Below are 22302 nucleotides of genomic sequence, written 5' to 3'. Positions count from 1 at the left end.
GACCGGCTACATCTTCTCGGCGGTCAGGTCCTGGTCCCGGCCTTCCTTGACGCCAAGCAGGCAGACCGCGGCGAGCACGAATGCGCCCGCCCAGGCCGCGGCGACCATCCAGAGTTCCCCGCCGGCAGCGAGGACCAGGCCGCTGGCGATCATCGGGGTGAAGCCTGCGCCCAAGGTCGAGGAGAGCTGGTAGACCAGCGAGGCGCCGGTGTAGCGCACCCGGGTGGGGAAGAGCTCGGCCGTGAAGGCGCCGAAGGGGCCGAAGATGGTGCCCTGGATAACGCCATTGGCCAGGAACAGTCCGATGGCGAACAGCCACAGGGCGCCGAGTTCGAGCATCCACATGATCGGAAAGGCCAGGACGGCGCCGGCCAGGATACCGATCAGCATGACCGGGCGGCGGCCGATCCGATCCGAGTAGCGGGCGGCGAACCAGATGGCGACCACCGTCAGTGCGGCGCCGATCGCCTTGATGTTGAGGACTCCGGTGCGGTCCAGGCCGACTTCGTCCACCACGTAGGAGATGGCCCAGACGGTCATCAGGCCCTGCACGGTGTAGGAGCTCATGCCCACGAGGGTGCCCATGATGACGTTCTTCGGGTACTTGGTCAGCACCTCGAGGATCGGGATTTTCCGCTCCTCGGCCTTGTGCTCGAGCGCGAGGAAGAGCGGGGACTCGGCAACCTTGAGCCGGATGACGAGGCCGATGCCCACCAGCACTACGCTCAGCAGGAACGGTATGCGCCAGCCCCAGCTGAGGAAGGCTTCGTCCGGCAGGGTTGAGACGGCCGAAACGGCGAGCGTCGCCATGACGGCGCCGGCGGGGCCGCCCATATTGGCGAAGCTGGCGGCGAAGCCGCGGCGTTCCTTCGGCGCGTGCTCAAGCGCCATTAGCATGGCGCCGCCCCACTCGCCGCCGACCGCCAGGCCCTGGATGATGCGCAGGGTGATCAGTGCCAGCGGGGCGAGCATGCCGATCTGCGCTGTGGTGGGCAGCAGGCCGATCAGCGTGGTGGCCACGCCCATGAGCAGCATCGACGTGATCAGCACGCCCTTGCGGCCGAGCCGGTCGCCGAAGTGGCCGAACACAATGCCGCCCAGCGGCCGCGCGATGTACCCGACGGCGAGAGTGGCGAAGGACGCGAAGATCCCCACGGCCGGGTCCATGTTCACGAAGAACACCTTGTTGAACACCAGCGAGGCCGCCGTCGCGTACAGGATGAAGTCGTAGAACTCGATCGCGCTGCCCATGAAGCTGGAGGCCAGGATGCGCCGCATCTGCGGGGTGTTGAGGCTGGGAATCTTCAGCGGTGCGCCCTGGCCCTCGGCAGGAGGCTGGGGTAGCGAAGCCGACTTCGCCGTCGTGCGTGTGCTCATCGTGCAACCGCCATTTCGTGGTTGTCTGACGGGGCCGTCAAGCCGGCCCCGGAATGTCGGGAAGAGAACGGGATGATGTCGAGGTCGTCGGGGATGTGGAAGCCGCCCTCGAACGAGGAGCCGTGGGCTCGCCACACCGCGTCCGGCGTCGTGCCCGGCACCAGATGGTGCAGTGCCAGACTGGCGGCGCCGGCGCGTTGGGCGATGCGGATCGCGTCCTGGGGAGAGGTATGCGACCGGCGGTGGTGGTCGATGGAGGCGCGGGCCTCGTCGGTGTCGATGCTGCCGTAGGCGCGCTCTACCCACTCAAAGTCGATGGCCTCGTGCAGCAGCAGGTCGGTGCCGCGGGCGAGCCGGACCAGGTTCTCGCACGGCGCGGTGTCGCCGGAGATGGTGACCGAGCCCTCGGACGTGTCGAAACGGAAGGCGAACGCCGGGGCGATCGGCGGGTGCTCCACCAGCGTGGCGGTGACCGTGACCAGCTCGTCCCGGTAGATCTCGAACGGCTCCATCCCGGCCGGGGAGGGGTTGCCGTTGGGGTGGTAGCCCGAGGATGCCGGGATGGCGATGTCCTCCGCGGCGAAGTAGTCCAGCGGCGAGGGCCGCAGCGCGTCGATGACCCTGTCGTTGAGGTCCGTGCCGTAGGCCTGCATCAGGTGGTGGAACATCTCGCGGGTGCCGGGGGTGGGCAGGTCCGGGAACACCGGCGACGGCGGCGTCGCGGCGCGCGGCGAGGCCGGCGGTAGTTTGCCGCGGTTGCCGGGGCCGATGATCCGGATGGTGTGCTGCTCCTGCTTGAGCGTGAACATGCCGAAGATGGCCAGGCTCGCCAGATCGATCGTATGGTCCGAGTGCAGGTGGGTGAGGAAGATGCCGCGGAGCGAGGAGATCGGCAGGTCGGCCTTCATCAGCTGGCGGCCGACGCCGCTGCCCGCGTCCACCAGGTACACGGCATCGCCCACGACGACGGCGGTGGCGATGCCGGTCCGACGGCCGGCACTCTCGCCGGTCCACCAGCGCGGCCCGCCGGCGGTGCCGAGCGTGACCACATGCGGATTCAGGGAAGTCTTCATGGAATGGGAAGTCCTTAGGATGAGCTTTGCCGGCTTCGGCCGGCTGTTCTGTATTCCATGATCCGAGTCACACCCACCCATGTAAAACTGTAATAACTGCCCAAGTTCACCGGTTTTACTTATGAATGAGGCTTACCGGCCATCTGGCGCCCGACGGAGCACGGCCGGCCCGCCGCCGGCACGCGCTGGCGCCGGCACCCGCTCCACCCCCGCTCAGGGCACCCGGCAGCGGAAACCGCCCCCGCTGTCGTCCTCCACCTGTGTGCGGAAGGGGCGGCAGGCGTGTGCGAGGGTGCGCCGCAGCCACTCCGCTTCCTCCCGGCCAGCGCGTTCCAAGCGCAGCCGCAGCGCGCGTACGGGGACCAGCCGCAGCCCGCGGAGCTCGTGCGAGCTTGCGTCGAGCGTCACCAAGACCAGCAGGCGCAGGTCGTCGCGGAACTCCTCGTAGCCGCGGATGCCCTCGTAATCGTTGATGAGGTCGCCGCAGCCGTACAGCACCGGCCGGCCGCGGTAGATCTCCAGCGGGCGGGGGTGGTGCGAGGAGTGGCCGTGGATGATGTCGGCCCCGCCGTCGATGAGGCGGTGCGCGAAGCGGGTCTGCTCGGGCGGGATGCCGTAGCCCCAGTTCGAGCCCCAATGAAGCGACACGATAACGACGTCGTCGGCCCGGCGCGCGGCATGGATCCGCTCCAGCAGCGAATCCGCCGCGGCGTCGGAGAGGCCGGGCAGGAAGGCCAGGCCCGGCCGTTCCCCCTGGGCGCTGTTGCCGCGGGTGGCGCCGCTGGAGGAATGCGCGGCGGAGAAGAGCAGGACCCGGCCGCCGGGCGTGCCGAGCTCGGCCGGTGCCCACGCGTCGGCGGCGCTCCGGCCGGCGCCGGAGGTCCGCAGGCCAGCGGCCCGCAGGACGTCCAGCGTCTCCTCGAGGCCGCGCACGCCGAAGTCCAGCACGTGGTTGTTGGCCAGGACGCAGGCGTCGATCCCTGCGGCGGTGAGGCAACCGATGTTGCCGGGATGCATGCGGTAATGGATGCCCTTGCCCGGAGCGAAGCGGCCGCTGGTGGTCACGCTGGTTTCAAGGTTGATGATCCGCAGGTCCGGGGCGGCCTCGTCGAGGAGCGCCAGTGCCTCGCCCCACGGCCACTCGGGCGCGACCGGGTGGGGGATCGGGCCGTTGGCCGCTTCGGCCAGGGCGATGTAGTCCCGGGCGTCATGGATGAAGGATTCCCGGAGTTCCGGCGGATTCGGGGTGGGCAGCAACTGGTCGATGCCTCGGCCCGTCATCACGTCGCCGGCGAGGAAGATCGAGATCGAGTCGGAATCCACGGTGCCACCGGCCTCGGAGCTGCTTGCCTGCCTGGAACCAACTCTAGCCCGGGTGTCGCAGGACTGGCATCTTCATGCCGCGCCCGCGGACGAGCCGCCGTTCAGCGGGCGCCACATTGCTGGTAGCGGGCTGGCGGCGGTTTGCGTGGGACGGGGCGGCTTGCGGGCCCGGCTAGGAGAGGTCGTAGCGGTAGGTCCGGGCGAGGCTGCCGTCCCGCGAGGAATGCTCGCCCACGGGGATCCACCCCAGGCGGTCATAGAACGGGGCGGCGCTGCTCTCGCTGAGCATCGCGACCAGCTCCGCCCGCGGGGCGCCGGCGGCCCGGGCTTCCTCGAGGAACCTCTCCACCAGCAGCTGCCCGGCCCCGGAACCGCGGGCGGCGGTGTCCACGGCCACCGCGGTAATGACCGCGACCTGGTCGGACGCCGTCGTTATTGTTTCCGCCGCAGACGCTCCGGAATCAGTGGAATCCGCAGGCTGCGGCCCGCCTGCGCTGGCGTTGCCGAGGATCCGGTTCAGGTAGGCGCGGGCGCGGGTGCGGATGAAGTGCGCGGCCAGGCGAGGACGTGCCGCCAGGGCGACCAGTCCGGCGGAGGCCAGCCTGGTGCGGTGGCTGCGTACCACTTCCTCCACGTGGCGGACCTGGTCCGTGGAGCCGACCAGGAAGCCGATCGGCTCGGCAGCATCGCGACGGGCAGCAGCGCCGTCGGCTGTGGTCCCGTTGGTCGCGGACCCCTTGCCAGCGGACACGTTGGCAGCGGTGTCGGTTGTGCCGGCCGCTCCGTGGCGTTCGGCCACGAGCGCGACGCCGTAGGGGCTGTCCAGGAAACTGCCGTGCCAGCGCCGCACGAACCTCTCGCCCATCTGCGGGAAGAGGCCGTCGGGAACGTAGCGGCACTGCCAGGCGGCCATGACTGCCAGATCCGCCGGCGTGGCCGGACGGATCGTGACGGTCCCGGGATTACCGGAACGAGCTGGATCTTCGGCGGAGGGGAGCAAGGGTCCTTCGGGGTCGGCAGGCGGGCATGCTTCTACGGAGGCGCGCGGGCCTTCCAAGGGGGAGATGCAGGAGGCGCCCGCGGAAAGGGGATCAGAGTCTAGCTGTGTCAGATTCTGCCGCCTTTCGGTGGTTGACGAGTCATACTTGTCAGCCCAGTGTAGGGGACCAGCCTGAGCGGAACCCGGGCGAGTACTCGGGGAAGCGTATTGTTTCACCAAGCTTTGAGCAGGCGCGACTCGCAGCTGTTTACCTGCCGTTCATCATGGCGGCAGAACCAACAGTGACGCGGATCATTGTTCCCGCGTCGAGCCCGCAGGAGTCGCGTCGGCGGCCGAGGAGCAATCCGCCGCATCCGGCCCCTCACCGGCCGCCCCGACGACCCGAAGAAAAAGCGCGGGGCACCGCCACCGGATACCCGCCGTCGGACCCGTCGACCCGGAGCACGCCGAAGTCGTGCCCCCGCGCCAGCCAGTCCTGCCATTCGGCGGCGGAGCGCGGCGTCCCAGGGAAGCGCCATCATGCCTTGATATTTCCATGAATTTCCCGCGCGGTCAGGGGCGCCGGGCCCTACACTTGGACCTGCGGCGCGGACCGCCCGCGCCGGCCTTCGATGGAGCAGGTGAGCACAATGGCCGGACGAGTAGTGCACTTTGAGATTCCCGCCGATGACCAGAACCGGGCGCGGGACTTTTACCAGTCGGCGTTCGACTGGAACATCAGCGAGGTACCGGACATCAACTACCACATGGTCATGACTTCGCCGGTCAATGACCAGGGTATGCCGGCCGAAGCGGGCTCCATCAACGGCGGCATGTTCGCCCGCGAGGGGGACCTGGCCACGCCCGTCATCACGGTCGAGGTGGACGACATCGACGCCACGCTGGAGAAGATCGGCAGCCTGGGCGGCTCCACCGTGCTCGCCAAGCAGGCCGTGATGGACATGGGTTTCGCAGCCTACTTCCGCGACACAGAGGGCAACGTGATGGGCCTCTGGGAGAACAAGAAATAGGGCGGCGCCGAAGTCGTCGGATTCCGTCGCCCGGCCCGGGGCCGTGGCAGAATCGCTGCCATGGACGTGCAGTTGCCGCTGGAATGGCCCCGGACCCCGCCATCGCACGGTTCGGTGGTGCTGCGTCCGTTCCGGGAAGCGGACTCCGCCGTGGTGACCGAGCTGTCGCGCGACCCGTACGTTCCCTTGATCAGCACGGTCCCTGCGGATGCCTCGGAGGAAGAGGGCACGGAGTGGATCCTGCGCCAGAACGGCCGCTTCACGCAGGGGATGGGCTATTCGTTCGCCATCGCCGACGCTGCCTCCGACCAGGCGCTCGGCCAGATCGGGCTGTGGCTGAAGGCGGTTGATACGGGCCGGGCGAAGGCCGGGTATATCGTGGCGCCGTCGGCCCGCGGCCAGGGCGTGGCCGCCGCGGCCCTGACCGCACTGACCAGGTTCGCCTGGACGCTGCCCGTCCTCTACCGCGTCGAGCTGTACATCGAGCCGTGGAACGAGGCCTCCATCCGCACCGCCCTTGCTGCCGGCTACGAGCGCGAGGGCTTGCTCCGCAGCCACCAGGAGATCGGCGGCGAGCGCAAAGACGTGCTGCTTTTCGCCGCCGTGCGTCCGACGGGTTGAGACGGGCCCCGGGCGCGCGGCGGGTCCGTCCTCGGACCGCGGCGCGGCCGGAGGACGGACCGGGGTTCAGCCGCCGAGGTAGCGGAACTTCTCCCACCGGCGCTGGAGCCGCTCGTCCGTGGGAGCAGCCGCCGTGCGGGACAACTCGTACTCGATGGCGGTGGCCATCCGGCGGCAGAAATCCCGGGGCTTGTCGTCCGGGTGCTCGTCCACGATATGGTCCACCAGGCCGACCCGCCGCAGGCCGGCGACGTTGACCTCCTGGGCCGCGGCGATTGAGGGCGCGAACTCCGTGCTGCGGTGCAGGATGGCGCTCGCCCCTTCGGGTGGCAGCGGGGAAAGCCAGGCATGCTGCGCCGCGATGGTCCGGTCCGCCGGGAGGAGGGCCAAGGCCCCGCCGCCGCCGCCCTGGCCCAGCAGCACCGAGACGCTGGGGGACTCGAGCGCGATCAGGTCGAACAGCGAGCGGGCGATCTCGCTGGCCAGCCCGCCCTCCTCGGCTTCCTTCGACAGGTCGGCACCCGGGGTGTCGATGACCGTCAGGAGGGGCAGCTTGAGTTCCTCGGCCAGCCGCATTCCCCGCCTGGCTTCACGCAGCGAACCGGGGCCCATGGCGGGTCCGCCGGCATGCCGCGGCCGGTCGTGTCCGAGGACCACGCAGGACTGGCTGCCGAACCGCGCCAGCGCCAGCAGCAGGCCGGGGTCGTTTTCGCCCTGGCCGGTGCCGTTCAGCGGCAACGCGTCGTCGGCTCCCGCCGCGAGCAGCCAGCGCAGGTCCGGCCGGCGGGGATTGCGGGAGAGTTGAATGGAGGTCCAGGCATCCACGGGCGAGGGCTCGACGTCGACCGTGGCGGGGGCCGGGACGGCTTCGGCCTGCTCCGGCATCAGGATGCGCAACGCCCGGTCGAGGATGCCCGCCAGCTCCTCGGGCGGTACCACCGCGTCGACCAGTCCCTTGTCGAAGAGGTTCTCGGCGACCTGGACGCCCGGCGGGAAGGGCTCTCCGTGCAGGGCCGAGTAGACGCGCGGGCCGAGGAATCCGAGCAGCGCGCCCGGTTCGGCGACGCTCATATGTCCCAGCGAGCCCCACGATGCCATCACGCCGCCGGTAGTCGGGTGGCGCAGGTAGACAAGGTAAGGCAGCCCGGCCTGGCGGTGCCTGCGCACGGCGGCGGTGATCTTGACCATCGCCAGGAACGCCGGGGTGCCTTCCTGCATGCGCGTCCCGCCGGAGGCAGGCCCGGCCAGCAGGGGCAGGGCCTGCGCGGTTGCCCGCTCGACGGCGGCGGTGATGCGTTCGGCCGCGTCCTGGCCGATCGAGCCCGCGAGGAAATTGAACTCCGACGCAATGACGGCGACGCGGCGGCCGCGGATCAGCCCTTCGCCCGTGATGACGGACTCGTCGGTGCCGGACCTGGCGCGGGCCTTGGCCAGATCGTCGAGGTAGCCGGCATCCACCTCCCGCGCGGCGGCGGGGACGTCCCATGAGCGGAACGAGTCCGCATCGAGGACGGCGCCGATGAGTTCCAGTGCGTCCAGGCGGCGGGTCTTGTCCAGAGTGGGCATGTCAGGCGGCCTCGCCCTCGGACTCGGCCCCGGAAACCCAGCGGCGGATGGCCTCGCCGTCGGCGTCCAGCAGCGGCGGCGCCTGGTGCGCGGCCTTGGTTGTTTCGCTCGCGTCGGGAGCGAAGAACCGCAGGGGCGGCCCGGGCAAGGTGACCTTGCCGAGGACGGGATGCTCGACGTCGACAGTCAGGCCCTGGGACCTCACCTGGTCCCAGGCATAGACCTCATCCAGGGTGCGGACCTTGCCGGCGGGAACACCTGCCTCGTTGAGCTTGGCCAGCAGTTCCTCGGCGCCGTAGGCGCTGAACGCCTTCTCGACCTCTGCGATCAGTGCGGACCGGTGGGCCACGCGGCGCGCGTTGGTGGCGAAGTCCTCGCGGGTCGGGTCGATCCCGAAGGCCTGCGCGAAGGCCGTCCAGAGCTTCTCGCTGCCCACGCTGATCTGGACGTGCCCGTCGCCGCACTTAAACAGGCCGTACGGGGCGATAGACGGGTGCTGGTTGCCCTGGGCCCGCGGGGTCTCGCCGGCGACGGTGTGCCGGGTGCCCTGGAAGGCATGCACGCCGACCAATGCTGCCAGGAGCGAGGTTCGGACCACCTGGCCGCGTCCCGTGCGCTCGCGCTCAAGCAGCGCGGCCAGGGCGCCGTACGCCCCGTACATGCCGGACAGCAGGTCGGCGATCGGGACGCCGACGCGCTGCGGGTCGTCGGGACCCGAACCGGTCAGCGACATCAGGCCGGCCTCGCCCTGGAGGATCTGGTCGTAGCCGCTGCGCTGCGACTCCGGACCGTCATGGCCGAAGCCGGTGATGGAAAGGATCACCAGTCCCGGATTCAGTTCGTGCATGCGCTCGGTGCTGAATCCCAGCCGGTCCAGCACCCCGGGGCGGAAATTTTCCAGGACGACGTCGGCGCGCTCGATGAGTGCCGACAGGAGCCGTTTGCCCTCATCCGACTTCAGGTCCAGCGCGATGGATTCCTTGTTCCGGTTGCAGGAGAGGAAATACGTGGCGATCGGATCCTCCGCGGGGCCGACGAACGGCGGCCCCCAGCCGCGGGTGTCGTCGCCCTGGCCCGGATTTTCGACCTTGATCACGCGGGCCCCGAGGTCGGCCATCATCATTCCGGCGTGCGGGCCGGCCAGCGCGCGGCTCAGGTCGACGACGGTGTAACCGGTCAGCGGTCCGGCGGCGGCCGGGACGGCCGGGGCTTCAGTCTCTGGCATCGTTTCAGTGCTCAAAACGGCTCCTTCGGGTTCGATGAATGGGAAGCGTGCGGGCTGGCTACAGCAGGCCGGGAAGGACCAGCGTGGCCCACGCCAGCGGCGGTCCGGCGACCACGACGACGCCGCCGTAGGCCAGGATCTGCTTGTAGAACCGGTCCTTGTCGGTGCCCTCGGGTGCATTGGCCAGCACGAGCGCGCCGTTGGTGGAGAACGGCGAGACGTCGACGATCGTGGAGGCGATCGCCAGGGCGCACACCACGCCGACGGCGCTGATGGCGCCCGAATCCAGGAACGGGATGGCCAGCGGAATGAGGGCGGCCAGGATGGCGGTGGAGGAGGCGAAAGCCGACACCACGGCGCCGATGTAGCAGATCAGCAGGGCAGCGAGCAGCGGGGCACCCAGGTTCGCCACGCCGTCGGACACGTACTCGATGGTGCCTGCCTCCTGCAGGACGCCGACGAAGGTCAGCATGCCGCAGATCAGCAGCACCGTGGACCAGCTGATCTTGTTGACCGCACCCTTCTGCGCCTTCGGCGAGACCAGGGCGAGGAGGACGGCGATCGTGATGGAGACGAAACCGACGTCGACCTTGAAGCCCAGGGCCACGACGGCCAGGGCGATCAGCCCGAGGATGGTCATGATCTGCGGGAACTTCTCGGCCGGAGTGTTCATGGCAGGCATGCCCTCGCCGGCCGGGTCGCGCGGGCCGTAGGTGCCGGAGCCGGAGCCCTTGTAGCTCACGTCGGCGGCGTGCGAACCCACGCTGACCGCCATGCGGGCTTCGGCGACCTGTTCAACGAACTGCCCCACCCGGGAGGAGGACAGCTTGCGCCCGCCGAGGACAAAGAAGAGGACGACGGCGATGGCAAGGTTGAAGACGAGGCTGGTCAGGAACAGGGCCATCGGGCTGCCCGGGAATCCCGCGCCGCTGACCAGGTCGTTGACGATCACGCCGTAGACCGCGATGGGGGAGAAGCTGCCGGCCTGGGCGCCGTGGACCACGAGCATGCCCATCATCAGCGGATTGATCTTGTATTTTGCGGCGAAACTCAGCGCGATCGGTGCCATGATGGCCACGGCGGCGGGGCCAAGTGCGCCAACGGCGGTGATTGCGGCGGTGATGATGAACATGACCCACGGGATCAGGGCCACACGGTTGTCGACCAGCTTGACCGCCTTGCTGATCAGCAGGTTGATGGTGCCGTTGTTCTGCGCGATCGCGAACAGGTAGGTCACGCCGACCAGCGTCAGGAACAGGCCGCCGGGGAAGTTGTCCAGGATGGCATCCGGGTCCATACCCAGGAAGACCGCTCCCAGCAGGAAAGCCCCGACGAAGGCCAGGGCACCCATGTTGATGGGCAGCACCGTGGCCAACAGGAACATCGCCGCGAGGACGATGATGGAGAGAATTGGCGCGGACATCGCACTCCTCCGTGGATTAGGATAGTTGTGAAGTGAATCACTGTCTCAGTGGCCTAGCCTCTAGGAGACTCGCCGTTCTTGTCAAGAGCGCCGGGTAAAGTTCGTCAGAAGGCCTTTGACCCGAAAGGAACTGCAGCGTGGCGGAGAAGAAAGCGGCACGACCGCTGGCGCGGGTTTCGCGCCAGCGGCTCTATGAACAGCTCATGAAGCAGATCCTGGAGTACGTCGAGGACGCCCAGCTCGGTCCGGGTGACCACCTGCCGCCTGAGCGGGAGCTCGCGGACAGCCTCGGCGTTTCCCGCGCGACGCTGGCGCAGGCGCTGGTGGCCCTCGAAGTGCTCGGCGTGATCGACGTCCAGCACGGGACAGGTGCCGTGCTGGTCTACCGGCCCAGCGTGGCCAAGCTCGTCAAGGAGCTGCAGGAGCACCGGAACCGGCTGCCGGAGATCGTGGAGGCCCGCAGCGCCCTGGAGGTCAAGCTGGCCGAGCTGGCCGCGTCGCGCCGGACACCGGCGGACCTTGACGCGATCGATGGCGCCCTGTCCGCCATGGAACAGGAAATTTCGGCGGGAGACCGCGGCGCGCACGGCGATGAGCTGTTCCACCGGGCGGTCACGGAGGCGGCCCATTCGCCGGTGCTGGCCCAGATGATGACGTTCATCGCCGAGATGGTGCTCGAGACCCGGCTGGAATCGCTCGGGCAGCCGGGCCGGCCGGAGCAGTCCCTGGCGTCGCACCGCCGGATCGCCGACGCCATTCGTGCCGGCGAGGCGGACGTGGCGGCCCGCGCCATGCAGGCCCACATCGAACTGGTTTCAGATGTTGCCCTGCTCAAGTAGCCGTCGGCGCCGGCACGATCGACAGCAGAGGCGACAGCGACAGCAAAGACAGCAGCCACCGCAATGACGGGAGACCAGATGGCCGGCGCCGTGCCCCAGCCGACCCTGACCCACTTCGCGTCCGTGACCGTGGAGGTGGGCGAGGCCCTGGACCTCGGCCAGACCATCGACGGCCGGCGCCGCGTGGTTCCGATCCGCGGGGGAAGCGTTGCCGGAAACGGCTGGTCGGGCCGGGTGCTGGACGCCGGCGCCGATTTCCAGCTGTATCCCTCGGCAGACACGGCCTACCTCACGGCCACATATGTGATCGAAACCGGGGACGGCACGCGGCTCTTCGTCGACAACAAGGCGCTCCGGGCAGGGCGTCCCGAGGACCTGGCGCGGATGGTCAGCGGCGGCACCGTTGACCCTTCGCTGGTCTATTTCCGCTGCGCGCCGCGGATCACGGCCGCGATGGACAGCGCGTTCGCCTGGGTCAATTCCCGGCTCTTTATCGGAAGCGGGGTCCGCACGCCGGACTCCGTACGGCTGGAGTTCTTCGCCGTCGACTAGGCCCGTCGGCTTGCGGCGGGCGGTAAGGCCAGACGGAGGCTTAACATGGTCACTATGCCTAGCTCATCCAGTACCTCCGCGGCTGCCCCCGGCGTCGGCCGGCACGCTGGGCCGCAGGCCGAGTTCAAAGCCGGCGAGATCCGTCCCGGCGTGGACTACCGTGGCCGCGAGCTGATGCTGCTGCTGCAGAGTTTCACCACCGAGACGGACCGCTACATCGAGGCGCAGGGCCACAAATTCGGCATGCACCGAACGGACCTGAACGCGCTCACCGCAGTGATCGATGCTCGGCGCGCCGGCCTGCCGATCACGCCCGGTGTGCTGGGGGAGAAGCTGTCGCTCAGTTCGGCCGCCACGACCGCCCTGGTGGACCGGCTGAGCAAGGTTGGGCACATGGTGCGCACCCGCAGCGGCGAGGACCGGCGTCGGGTCCATTTGGACGTGACGGACAGCGCGAGGTCGCGCGGTTCGGAGATTTTCTCGCCGATGGTCGATGAGCTGCTGAAGGTGGTCGCCCGGCACACGCCCGAAGAGGTGGCGCTGCTCTCGGGCTTCATGGAGGAGCTGCGCGACGCGATGGTCACGGCGCGGGAGCGCGCACTGGATCAGTCGGAGAACAGTGCGGGCGAGGCCTCGGCCAGCAGCGGCAGCTGAAGCGCCAGCCACGGGCTGAAGGCCCACGGGGTGGCGTTGACCGCGTGCAGCAATAACGACGGCGATGCCCACTTCCACTCGGCGACTTCCGCCGGGTCCGGGGCCGGGTCGCCGTGCAGGCGGGCCACGTAGACCGGGCAGATTTCGTTCTCCACGGTCCCGGCGGCGTCGGTGGCGCGGTAGCGGAAGTCTGGAAGCGCGAGCCGCAGTTCCGCCACCTCGACGCCCAGCTCCTGCGGGGCGCGGCGCAGCACGGCGTCCGCGGTGTCTTCGCCGGGCCCGGGGTGGCCGCAGAAGGAGTTGGTCCACACACCCGGCCAGGTCTTCTTGGACAGCGCCCGCCGGGTCGCGAGGTATTCGCCGCGCTCGTTGAAGAGGTGGCAGGAGAAGGCCAGATGCAGGGGAGTGGCCGGTCCGTGCACGGTCGCCTTGTCTGCCGTCCCGACCGGCCGGCCGGCCTCGTCGACCAGGACCACTTCTTCTACGCTCTCCAGGCTGCTGTCGTTTCGCACCACGTCATCCTCCCCCATCTCTCGATTGTCGAGAAATAATCATGTTTACTATGAACCATGACGATTCCCATCGCCCGACAGTACCCTCCGGCAGCCGGAGGAATCGAGTTTGATGGGCTCGGGCTCGTAGACGAGACGCTGGACCGTTTCTTCAGCGACGGCAAGGACCGCGCCGCCCGCATGGGGGCCGGCTATGCCGGGCTGTGGCGGGCCCTGCACGCGGCCGCTCAGGGCGGCAAGCGCGTGCGGCCCGCCCTTGTCCTGGCTGCCTACACCGGGCTCGGCGGGCCGGATCCCGCCGCCGCTGCCCCGGTCGCGGCCGCCTTCGAGCTGCTGCATACCGCGCTGGTCCTCCACGACGACGTGATCGACCACGACTTCAAGCGCCGCGGCGTCCCGAACCTGGCCGGGGTCTATCGTGCCCGGGCCGCCGGGCAGGGCACCAGCCTCGAGGAAGCGGCCCACCGCGGCCAGTCCGCCGCCATCATCGCGGGCGACCTGGCCCTGACCGGCGCCTATCGGCTCATCGCCGGCGCCGACCTCGCCGCCGACCTGCGGCTCACGCTGCTGGACGAACTGGACTCGGCGGTGTTCGCCTCGGCCGGCGGCGAGCTGCTGGACGTGGAGTTCTCCGGCTCGCGCGAGCAGCCCTCCCTGCAGGAGGTCCTGCGGATGTCGCGGCTGAAGACCGCGGTCTATTCCTTCGAGGCGCCGCTGCGGGCCGGGGCGCTGATGGCGGGCGCCTCCGCGGACGCGCTCAGGACCGTGGCGACCGCGGGGCGCTGCATCGGCACGGCCTACCAGCTGGTGGACGACCTGCTGGGCATGTTCGGGGACGAGGCCGTGACCGGAAAGTCGAGCACCGGTGACCTGGCCGAGGGCAAATGCACCCCGCTGATCGCCTACGCGCGGCTCTGCCCGGAATGGGAGCAGCTGGCCGAGCTGCTCGGCGGCACGCCCAGCCGGCAGGACGCCGCCCGGGCCCGCCGCCTGCTGGAGCAGTGCGGCGCGCGGGACTACGTCGAGGACCTGGCCGAGTGCTATGCGGCCCGGGCCCGGGCCGCCCTGGCGGAATCCGTCCTGCCGGCGGCGCTGGTGGCCGAACTCGAGGGCGTGCTCGAACGTGCTGTCCAAAGGAGGCGGTAATGGATAACCGGACCCAAGCGGAACTATACGCCGCGGTCGCCCAGGAGGCGTCCGCCGTCGTTATCCGCCGCTACTCGAGTTCTTTCTCGCTGGCCACCCGGTTGCTGGAAAAGCCGGTCCGGCGGGACGTGGAGAGCATCTACGCGCTGGTGCGGATCGCCGATGAAATCGTCGACGGCGCCAGCGCCGGCTGCGGATCGGCGCCGGAGGCCATCCGCGCGTGCCTCGACAAGCTGGAACGGGAGGCGCTGGAGGCGGCGGCCGGCGCGTACAGCTCGAACCTGGTGGTGCACGCCTTCGGGATCACGGCGAAGAGGACCGGGATCGGCGCGGACCTGATCAGGCCGTTCTTCGCCTCCATGCGGGCGGACCTGGAGCGCGCCGCGCACAGCGCCGACAGCTTCGACGAGTACGTGTATGGCTCCGCTGAGGTGGTCGGGCTGATGTGCGTGCGCGCCTTCCTGCAGGGCAAGCCGGCGGACGTGGACCGCCTGGCCAGGCTGGATGCCGGGGCCCGGCGGCTCGGGGCGGCGTTCCAGAAGGTCAACTTCCTGCGCGACCTGGCGGACGACTACCGCGACCTGGGCCGCAGCTACTTTCCCGGGGTGTCCGTCGACGGGTTCACCGAAGCAGACAAGCACGCCGTGCTGGACGGGATCGACGCCGACCTCGCCGCCGCCCGCGCGGTGGTGCCGGAGCTGCCCGCGGGCAGCCGCACCGCCGTCGCCGCCGTCCACGCGCTGTTCGCCGAGCTCTCCGCGCGGCTGCGGCGCACCCCGGCCGGGGACCTGCTGCTCCAGCGGGTCCGCGTGCCGAACCAGGTCAAGCTGCGGCTGATCGCCAAGGCCTGGTACCAGCAGCAGATCCCGGCGGCGCGGCTACCCGTGCACCTTCCGGCCGCACGGCTCCGGCACTTGCCCGCCGCCGCCCTGTTCCGGAGCCACCGGTGAGGCCTCCCGCGGCGCCGCGGTTCGGCAGGTCGGCCAGCGGCGGCGCGGCCGTGGAACCGGGCGGGCGGATCACCGTCATCGGCGGCGGCATCGCCGGCCTGGCCTCGGCGGCGCTGCTGGCCCGCGACGGCTACCGGGTCACCGTCCTGGAGAAGCAGGCCGACGTGGGCGGCCGCGCCGGCAGCTGGGAGCGCGACGGGTTCCGCTTCGATACCGGCCCGTCCTGGTACCTGATGCCGGAGGTCTTCGACCATTTCTTCAGCCTGCTGGGCACCTCCGCCGCCGAGCAGCTGGACCTGAGCGTGCTGGATCCGGGCTACCGGGTGTTCTTCGAAGACGGCAGCCCCGCCGTGGACCTGCGCCGGGAACGCCGGCTGAACGAGGAGCTGTTCGAGCGGCTGGAACCCGGCGCCGGGGCCCGGCTGTCCGCGTACCTCGATTCCGCCGAGGAGACCTACGGCCTGGCCAAGAAGTACTTCCTCTACACATCCTTCGCCTCCTTCCGGCCGCTGCTCACGCAGGAGGTGCTGCGCGGCGCGCCGAAGCTGGGCCGGCTGCTGCTCGAGTCCCTGGACGCCTGGGCCGGCCGCTTCGTCACCGACCCGCGGCTGCGCCAGATCCTCGGCTACCCGGCGGTGTTCCTCGGCTCCGCGCCCAAGCTCGCGCCCAGCATGTACCACCTGATGAGCCACTTGGACCTGGACGACGGCGTGCTCTACCCGCAGGGCGGCTTCACCCGGATCATCGGGACCATCCGCGCGCTCGCCGAGGACCACGGCGTCCGCATCATCACCGGCGCCGAGGTTGACCGGATCCTGACCGAGCGCGCCGGCACCAGGACCCGGGCTTTCGGCGTCAGCTACCGGGACGGCCGCGGCGAGGCGCACGTGCTGGCCGCCGACGCCGTGGTCTCAGCGGCGGACCTGCACCATACCGAAACGACACTGCTGCCGCGCGGGCTGCAGAGCTATCCCGAACGTTACTGGCGCCGCCGCGTGCCCGGCCCGGGCGCCGTGCTCCTGATGCTCGGCGTCGACGGCCGGCTGCCCGAGCTGGCCCACCATTCGCTGATGTTCACCTCGGACTGGGACGCCAACTTCGCCGCAATTTTCGGCAAGCAGGCCCGGGTTCCGGACCCCGCCTCCGTCTACATCTGCCGGCCCAGCGCCACCGACCCGACCGTGGCCCCCGCGGGCCAGGAAAACCTCTTCGTGCTCGTCCCGGTCCCTGCCGACCCCGGGCTGGGCGGCGGCGGTATCGACGGCGGCGGCGACCGGCACGTCGAGGAAGTCGCCGACCGCGTCATCGCCCAGATCTCCCGGTGGGCCGGCATCCCGGACCTCGCCGGCAGGATCCGCGTGCGGCGGACCGTCGGCCCGGCCGACTTCGCCCGCGACTTCAACTCCTGGCGGGGCGGCGTCCTCGGCCCCGCGCACACCCTGCGGCAAAGCGCCTTCCTGCGCGGCAGCAACAGGAGCCGCAAGGTCGACGGCCTCTTCTATGCCGGCGGCAGCACCATTCCCGGCATCGGCCTGCCCATGTGCCTGATCAGCGCGGAGATCCTGCTCAAGCGCGTGCGCGGGGACATAACGACGGCGGCGCTGCCCGAACCGCTGCCGGCCTCCTCGGGCACGGGGCTGCGGTGATGGGCTTGATCTACCTGGCCGCGCTGCTCGTGTCGCTGGCGGGCATGGCCATCCTGGACTGGCGGCTGCGCCTGTTCTTCCGCGCGGCGCCGCTGCGTGCGGGCCTGGTGCTGCTGGCCGGCCTGGCGTTCTTCCTGGCGTGGGACCTGTCCGGCATTGCGCTCGGCATCTTCTACCGCGGGCAGACGGACATCATGACCGGCCTCCTGCTGGCCCCGGAGCTTCCCCTCGAGGAAGCCGTCTTCCTGACCTTCCTCTGCTACCTGACCATGAACCTGTACCTGCTCTTCACCCGCCGGCTGGCCACCGGCTCCTTCCTGCCGGATGCCGCCGGGGAACGGACGCACGAGGGGGCGCGCCCATGACGTACTGGCTGCTCAACGCCGTCTTCCTCGCCGCCGCCGCGGCCGCGGCGCTGGCCGCCGCCCTCGTCAAGGCACGCCGGCCGCGGAAGGCGGGCGCCGCCGTCGTACTCACCCTGCTGGCGCTGTGCGTGCTGACGGCGGTGTTCGACAACATCATGATCGCCGCGGGGCTCTTCGCGTACAGTGCGGAGCACACGTCGGGCTGGCGGATCGGGCTCGCGCCGCTGGAGGACTTTGCCTACGTGCTGGCCGCGGCGCTGCTGCTGCCGGCGCTGTGGACGCTGCTGCCGGCCGGACGGGCAACCGCCGGACGGCCAACCGCCGGGAGGAAGGACGCCCATGGAGAGTGACCTCAAACCCCGTTCGACACTGCGGAACCTGCTGGTCTCCTCGCGGCCGGTCTCGTGGGTCAACACCGCCTACCCGTTTGCGGCCGCCTACCTGCTCGCCGCCGGCGCGGTGGACCTGCCGCTCATCATCGGCACGCTGTTCTTCCTGATCCCGTACAACCTCGCGATGTACGGCATCAACGATGTGTTCGACTACGAGTCGGACGTGCTCAACCCGCGCAAGGGCGGGGCCGAGGGCGCCGTGCTGGACCGCTCGCTGCACCGGACCACGCTGCTGGCCGCCGTGCTCGTGCCGCTGCCGTTCGTGGCGTACCTGCTGGCGGCCGGGACCTGGCTGTCCGCGGCGGTGCTGGCGTTGAGCCTGTTCGCCGTGGTCGCCTACAGCGCGCCCGGGCTCCGGTTCAAGGAGCGGCCATTCGTGGACTCGATGACCTCGAGCTTCCACTTCGTCAGCCCGGCACTGTTCGGGCTGGTGCTCGCCGGCGCGGACTTCAGCGGCGCGCTGTGGGCGGTGCTCGGGGCGTTCTTCCTCTGGGGCATGGCCAGCCAGGCGTTCGGCGCAGTGCAGGACATCAACGCGGACCGGCAGGGCGGGGTCGGGTCCGTGGCCACCGTGCTGGGCGCCGCCGCAACGGTCAAGTACGCGCTCGCCGCCTACGCGCTGGCCGGCGTCCTGATGCTCTTCAGCGGCTGGCCGGGCGCGCTGGGCGCCCTGCTGGCGCTGCCGTACCTCGCGAACATCTGGCCGTTCCGGTCGGTGCCCGACGCGGGCGCGGAGGCCAGCAATGCCGGCTGGAAGCGGTTCCTCTGGCTGAACTACGTGACCGGGTTCTTCGTCACCATGCTGCTGCTCTGGTACGCGGCCGCACGCTGAATGATGTTGCGTGCCATGGACGGGAAGATCAGTCCGTGGAACGGCAGCACGATCCACCAGTACAGCTTGCCGGAGAGCCCGGTGGGGAAGTAGATGGCCCGCTGCCGGTAGGTGGTGCCGGTGCCATCGGGCAGCGCCGAGAGCTCCAGCCAGGCCTGGCCGGGAACCTTCATCTCCGCGTGCAGCCGCAGCACCTTGCCTTCCGGCGAGTCTTCCACGGACTCCACCCTCCACCAGTCCACCGCCTCGCCGACACTGAGCCGGTCCCCGTGCCGGCGGCCGCGGTTGTGCCCGGCCCCGCCGACCAGCTTGTCCAGCACGCCGCGGATCGCCCACGCGGCCGGCCAGGAGTACCAGCCGTTGGCCCCGCCGATCCCTTCGATCACCCGCCAGACTTGTTCAGGAGCCACGTCGGTGCTGCGCGTGCGCTCGTCCACGAACACCGTGCGGCCGGCCCAGTCCGGGTCGCTGGGGAGCGGGTCGGACGGCGGCGCCTGCGACGCATTGGTCCAGCTGGTCTCGACCTCGCCCGTGGCCATCTTGCCCAGCGCCAGCTCCACCGCCTTGCGGTAGCCGGTGAGCCCGCCGTCCGGCTGCGGGATGTAGCCGTCGATGTCGTGTTCGGCGGCCACCGCATCATGCTGCAGCGACTCCACCAGCGGCACCGCCATCGAGTGCGGGATCGGCGTGGTCAGCGCCACCCACCAGCCCGCCAGCTTGGGCGCCGGGACCGGCAGCGAAAAGACCTTGCGCCGCGTCAGCCCGGCCTGGTGCCCGTAGCCGTACATGATGCCGGCGTAGGTCAGCACCTCGCGCGAACCGATGTCGAACGTCCGGTTCAGCCCCTCCGGCAGTGCCGGCGCGTGCACCAGGTAGTGCAGCACGTCCCTGATGGCGATCGGCTCGATCTTCCGCCGCACCCAGCTCGGCGCCGGCATCACCGGCAGGTTTTCGGTCAGGTGCCGGATCATCTCGAAGGACGCGGAGCCCGAGCCGATCACGACGCCGGCCTGGAACACCACCGCGGGCACCTCGCCTTCCAGCAGCACGCGTCCGACGGCGGTCCGCGAGCGCATGTGCCGGGAGAGTTCCACCCCCTCCGGATGCAGTCCGCCGAGGTAGACGATCCGCTTCACCCCGGAGCGCGCGGTGGCGTCGGCCACGGTCCGGGCCATCGCGAGTTCCTTCTGCTCGAACCCGGCGCCCGAGCCCATCGAGTGCACCAGGTAAAAGACGGTCTCCACGCCCTCGCAGGCCTTCGCCGCGGCCTCCGCATCGCCCAGGTCCCCCTCAGCGATTTCCACGTCGTCGTGCCAGGGAACGGCCTTGAGTTTCGATGGCGACCGCACCAGCACGCGGACGGTGTAGCCCGCCTCGAGCAGCCGCGGGACGAGCCGCCCGCCGATGTAGCCGGTGGCCCCCGTGACCAGTACCCGTTGTGTCATGCGGACTGTCTCCTTCGATTGGCGGGAAGTGTGCGGCCGGCGGCAAGGCGGGCCTGCCAGCGCCGCGCCGGCGCCTGCTCCGGCCAGTGTACGGACAACGTGTGGAAGGCACGCCGGAAGCGCAGCACCAGGCTGGACCGGCTGGCGATGGCCCGCGGCGACATGCTGGCCGCCAGCCGTGGGTCGAGCCGGATCCGCCGCAGCGGCCCGAGGTGGAAGCTCAGGCACAGATCGTCATGCAGCCCGGCGTCCGAGCGGTGCACCTCGTCCCGCACCTCCAGCCAGCACGAGCGCCGCAGCGCCATGTTGGAACCGAACAGCGGCGCGTGGCCCAGCGCCGCCCCGGCGGCGAGGTAGTAGGAGCCCAGGTACAAGGCGGAAAGCACGACGGCGGCGGGCCGGGGGAGTGCGTAGAAGCGTCCGTTCCCGGTCACGGCCGCGAGGCCGGGCTCGCGGGAGAACGCGGCGGCGATCCGGCGGGTCCAGTCCGGCGGCAGGACGGAGTCTGCATCGCAGCGCGCGATGATGTGGCCTGCCGCGGCGTCGTAGCCGGCCGACGCCGCGGCCGGAATGCCGGGGGCGGGCTCGGCGACCACGCGGGCGCCGAACCTGCGGGCGACCTCGGCGCTGTTGTCCGTGCAGCCGTTGTCCACCACGATGACCTCGTCCGGCGGCTCCAGCTGGTCGGCGAGTGAGCGCAGGCAGGCCTCCAGCGGTCCCGCGTCGTTAAGGCACGGGATCACCACGGAGACGCCGAAGCCCATCAGCCGGCCCTGCCGCGACGCCCTGCCGTGCCCGGACGCCCGACCTTGTCGTGGGCCGGGGACTTGTCCTCGCGCAGCGCCTGGTACGCCTCGAGCGCCGCCTGCCGGGATTCCTTCACGTCCACGATCGGCTCCGGGTACTCCGGGCTCGCATACTCCGGCACCCAGCGCGAGACGTAGCGGGCCTCGGGATCAAATTTGGCCTGCTGGGTCAGCGGGTTGAAGATCCGGAAGAACGGCGCCGCGTCTGCCCCCGAGCCCGCCACCCACTGCCAGCTCGCCGGGTTGTTCGCCGCGTCGGCGTCCACGAGGGTGTCCCAGAACCACTGCTCGCCGACCCGCCAGTCGATGCCGAGGTTCTTGACCAGGAAACTGGCCGAGACCATCCGCACCCGGTTGTGCATCCAGCCGGTAGTCCAGAGCTCACGCTGGCCGGCGTCCACCAGCGGCACACCGGTCCTGCCCCGCTGCCAGGCGCGGACCCGTGCGGCAGGCGAGGGACCGCCGTCGTTCGCATCCCGGGCGCTAGGCGAGGGACCGCCGTCGTTCCCGGTCCGCCTGCGGCCCGGACGCTCCCACGGAAAGGCATCGAATTCCGGACGCAGGTTCCGCTCCGCCAGCAGCGGCTGGTGGTAGAGCTGGTGCCAGCAGAACTCCCGCCAGCCGAGCTCGCCGAGGTAGGTACGGACGGCCTCGCCACGCCTGGCGCCGCGCCGGGCGGCGACCGCGTGCCCGACCTGGAACGGGCTCAGATGGCCCCAGCGGAGGTAGGGGGAGAGGCGGCTCGTGCCGCGCACGGCCGGGCGGTCGCGGCCCTGCGGGTAGTCCGCCAGCGCCCCGTCGACGAAGTCCTCCAGCAGTTCGTGGCCGGCCGCGGCGCCCGGGGTCCAGGCCTCCTGCAGGCCGCCGGCCCAGTCCGGACGGTGTGGCAGCAGCTCCCAGCCGTCCAGCTCCTCGGACTCCGGGAGCCGGCCGCGGAAGCGCTGCGTTGGTTCCGGCGCATCCAGCGGACTGCGGAAGTCCAGCTCCGAAACGGTCTTCCAGAACGGCGTGAACACCTTATACGGCGTGCTTTGGCCGGTCTGGATCCGCCAAGGTTCGTGCAGCAGCGAGGCCTGGAAACTCTCCGCGTGGCGGCCGGCCTCCTCCGCCTTCGCCTTGATCTCGGCATCGACCTGGCGCTCTGGCCCACCGTAGCGCCGGTTCCAGTACACGGCCTCCGCGTCCAAGGCGTCCGCGACCTCGGCCACGATGCCGGCGGCGGCGCCGCGGCGCAGCAGCAGCGGGATGCCGAGGGCGTCCAGTTCGCCGCGCAGGTCTTCCAGCGCGTGGTGCAGCCACCAGCGGGCGGCGCCGCCGAGCGGGCGGACCCCGTCGCTCTCCTCGTCCAGGACGTACAGCGCCACCGCGGCGGAGTCCGCGACCGCGGCCAGCAGCGCCGGATTGTCCCGGACCCGCAGGTCGTCGCGGAACCACACCAGCGACGTCGCCATGGGATGCCCCTTCCTGGTGTCCCGCAGATCCGGCCGTGCCTGGCCGCGGGAAGAACAGTGGCCTTATCTCTCGATTATCGAAATGGTTATGATC

General features: G+C 70.3%; 22 protein-coding genes. 11 read left to right on the top strand and 11 right to left on the bottom strand.

Annotation, left to right across the window (positions count from 1 at the left end; translation table 11 throughout):
- Positions 1 to 6: 6 nt before the first annotated feature.
- The 4 genes from OC550_RS12050 to OC550_RS12035 all read right to left on the bottom strand — a co-directional run bounded on the left by OC550_RS12050 (position 7) and on the right by OC550_RS12035 (position 4686).
- Entirely contained in the window at positions 7 to 1377 is a 1371-nt protein-coding gene (locus tag OC550_RS12050; RefSeq protein ID WP_262106006.1) for an MFS transporter, read from the bottom strand.
- Positions 1374 to 2450 (bottom strand): MBL fold metallo-hydrolase, encoded by a 1077-nt coding sequence (locus OC550_RS12045; RefSeq protein WP_262106005.1) that lies wholly within the window; start codon positions 2448 to 2450, stop codon positions 1374 to 1376. The genes OC550_RS12050 and OC550_RS12045 overlap by 4 nt, the downstream gene beginning before the upstream one ends.
- Positions 2451 to 2663: 213 nt before the next feature.
- A complete protein-coding gene (locus tag OC550_RS12040) occupies positions 2664 to 3773 on the bottom strand; it encodes a CapA family protein (protein WP_262106004.1) in 1110 nt (369 codons plus the stop codon).
- A 172-nt stretch (positions 3774 to 3945) separates the two neighbouring features.
- Positions 3946 to 4686: an N-acetyltransferase gene (locus tag OC550_RS12035; RefSeq protein WP_262106003.1), complete on the bottom strand. Its 741-nt coding sequence runs from the start codon at positions 4684 to 4686 to the stop codon at positions 3946 to 3948.
- A 716-nt stretch (positions 4687 to 5402) separates the two neighbouring features.
- Between OC550_RS12035 and OC550_RS12030 the strand changes: the two genes are divergently transcribed.
- The gene (locus OC550_RS12030) at positions 5403 to 5783 is read left to right on the top strand and encodes a VOC family protein (RefSeq protein WP_262106002.1); all 381 of its coding nucleotides are present in this window, start codon (positions 5403 to 5405) and stop codon (positions 5781 to 5783) included.
- Positions 5784 to 5843: 60 nt separating this feature from the next.
- On the top strand, positions 5844 to 6404 hold the full coding sequence (locus OC550_RS12025) for a GNAT family N-acetyltransferase (protein ID WP_262106001.1): 561 nt from the start codon (positions 5844 to 5846) through the stop codon (positions 6402 to 6404).
- Positions 6405 to 6470: 66 nt separating this feature from the next.
- Here OC550_RS12025 and OC550_RS12020 read toward each other — a convergent pair whose 3' ends face one another.
- From OC550_RS12020 to OC550_RS12010, 3 genes are read right to left on the bottom strand one after another with little or no spacing between them, the layout of a single operon-like run.
- Positions 6471 to 7970 (bottom strand): acetyl-CoA carboxylase carboxyltransferase subunit alpha/beta, encoded by a 1500-nt coding sequence (locus OC550_RS12020; RefSeq protein ID WP_262106000.1) that lies wholly within the window; start codon positions 7968 to 7970, stop codon positions 6471 to 6473.
- 1 nt (position 7971) lies between these two features.
- On the bottom strand, positions 7972 to 9195 hold the full coding sequence (locus tag OC550_RS12015; protein ID WP_262106335.1) for a CaiB/BaiF CoA-transferase family protein: 1224 nt from the start codon (positions 9193 to 9195) through the stop codon (positions 7972 to 7974).
- A 58-nt stretch (positions 9196 to 9253) separates the two neighbouring features.
- A complete protein-coding gene (locus OC550_RS12010) occupies positions 9254 to 10618 on the bottom strand; it encodes an SLC13 family permease (protein ID WP_262105999.1) in 1365 nt (454 codons plus the stop codon).
- A gap of 137 nt (positions 10619 to 10755) precedes the next feature.
- On the opposite strand from OC550_RS12010, the gene OC550_RS12005 reads away from it, so the two are divergent.
- The 3 genes from OC550_RS12005 (at position 10756) to OC550_RS11995 (ending at position 12663) form a co-directional block, all read left to right on the top strand.
- A complete protein-coding gene (locus OC550_RS12005) occupies positions 10756 to 11457 on the top strand; it encodes a FadR/GntR family transcriptional regulator (protein WP_262105998.1) in 702 nt (233 codons plus the stop codon).
- A gap of 63 nt (positions 11458 to 11520) precedes the next feature.
- Positions 11521 to 12009, top strand: coding sequence for a DUF3237 family protein (locus OC550_RS12000; RefSeq protein WP_262105997.1), 489 nt, complete (start codon positions 11521 to 11523; stop codon positions 12007 to 12009).
- 54 nt (positions 12010 to 12063) lie between these two features.
- On the top strand, positions 12064 to 12663 hold the full coding sequence (locus tag OC550_RS11995) for a MarR family winged helix-turn-helix transcriptional regulator (RefSeq protein WP_262105996.1): 600 nt from the start codon (positions 12064 to 12066) through the stop codon (positions 12661 to 12663).
- Here the strand turns inward: OC550_RS11995 and idi are convergent.
- Positions 12615 to 13193: an isopentenyl-diphosphate Delta-isomerase gene (idi, locus tag OC550_RS11990; protein WP_262105995.1), complete on the bottom strand. Its 579-nt coding sequence runs from the start codon at positions 13191 to 13193 to the stop codon at positions 12615 to 12617. The genes OC550_RS11995 and idi overlap by 49 nt on opposite strands.
- Before the next feature lie 39 nt (positions 13194 to 13232).
- Here idi and OC550_RS11985 point away from each other — a divergent pair, with 39 nt between their 5' ends.
- From OC550_RS11985 to OC550_RS11960, 6 genes are read left to right on the top strand one after another with little or no spacing between them, the layout of a single operon-like run.
- On the top strand, positions 13233 to 14321 hold the full coding sequence (locus OC550_RS11985) for a polyprenyl synthetase family protein (protein ID WP_262105994.1): 1089 nt from the start codon (positions 13233 to 13235) through the stop codon (positions 14319 to 14321).
- Complete coding sequence (locus OC550_RS11980) at positions 14321 to 15271, top strand: squalene/phytoene synthase family protein (protein WP_262105993.1); 951 nt, start codon at positions 14321 to 14323, stop codon at positions 15269 to 15271. Before OC550_RS11985 ends, OC550_RS11980 begins: the two co-directional genes overlap by 1 nt.
- Positions 15272 to 15321: 50 nt before the next feature.
- Positions 15322 to 16917, top strand: a complete 1596-nt coding sequence (gene crtI / locus OC550_RS11975) for a phytoene desaturase family protein (RefSeq protein ID WP_262106334.1) — start codon at positions 15322 to 15324, stop codon at positions 16915 to 16917.
- Complete coding sequence (locus OC550_RS11970; RefSeq protein ID WP_262105992.1) at positions 16917 to 17282, top strand: lycopene cyclase domain-containing protein; 366 nt, start codon at positions 16917 to 16919, stop codon at positions 17280 to 17282. The genes crtI and OC550_RS11970 overlap by 1 nt, the downstream gene beginning before the upstream one ends.
- Positions 17279 to 17632: a lycopene cyclase domain-containing protein gene (locus OC550_RS11965; RefSeq protein WP_262105991.1), complete on the top strand. Its 354-nt coding sequence runs from the start codon at positions 17279 to 17281 to the stop codon at positions 17630 to 17632. Before OC550_RS11970 ends, OC550_RS11965 begins: the two co-directional genes overlap by 4 nt.
- The gene (locus OC550_RS11960) at positions 17622 to 18506 is read left to right on the top strand and encodes a prenyltransferase (RefSeq protein WP_262105990.1); all 885 of its coding nucleotides are present in this window, start codon (positions 17622 to 17624) and stop codon (positions 18504 to 18506) included. Before OC550_RS11965 ends, OC550_RS11960 begins: the two co-directional genes overlap by 11 nt.
- Here OC550_RS11960 and OC550_RS11955 read toward each other — a convergent pair.
- The 3 genes from OC550_RS11955 to OC550_RS11945 are packed head-to-tail and all read right to left on the bottom strand — an operon-like array spanning position 18449 to position 22208.
- Complete coding sequence (locus OC550_RS11955) at positions 18449 to 19951, bottom strand: SDR family oxidoreductase (protein ID WP_262105989.1); 1503 nt, start codon at positions 19949 to 19951, stop codon at positions 18449 to 18451. The two genes, OC550_RS11960 and OC550_RS11955, sit on opposite strands and share 58 nt — an antisense overlap.
- Positions 19948 to 20715 (bottom strand): glycosyltransferase family A protein, encoded by a 768-nt coding sequence (locus tag OC550_RS11950; RefSeq protein WP_262105988.1) that lies wholly within the window; start codon positions 20713 to 20715, stop codon positions 19948 to 19950. The genes OC550_RS11955 and OC550_RS11950 overlap by 4 nt, the downstream gene beginning before the upstream one ends.
- On the bottom strand, positions 20715 to 22208 hold the full coding sequence (locus OC550_RS11945; RefSeq protein WP_262105987.1) for a deoxyribodipyrimidine photo-lyase: 1494 nt from the start codon (positions 22206 to 22208) through the stop codon (positions 20715 to 20717). Before OC550_RS11945 ends, OC550_RS11950 begins: the two co-directional genes overlap by 1 nt.
- Between the last annotated feature and the right edge of the window lie 94 nt (positions 22209 to 22302).

The organism is Arthrobacter sp. Marseille-P9274 (assembly GCF_946892675.1).
Lineage (GTDB): Bacteria > Actinomycetota > Actinomycetes > Actinomycetales > Micrococcaceae > Crystallibacter.
The sequence above is the reverse complement of the archived record's forward strand: the minus strand, read 5'-3'. Positions and strand labels throughout refer to the sequence as shown.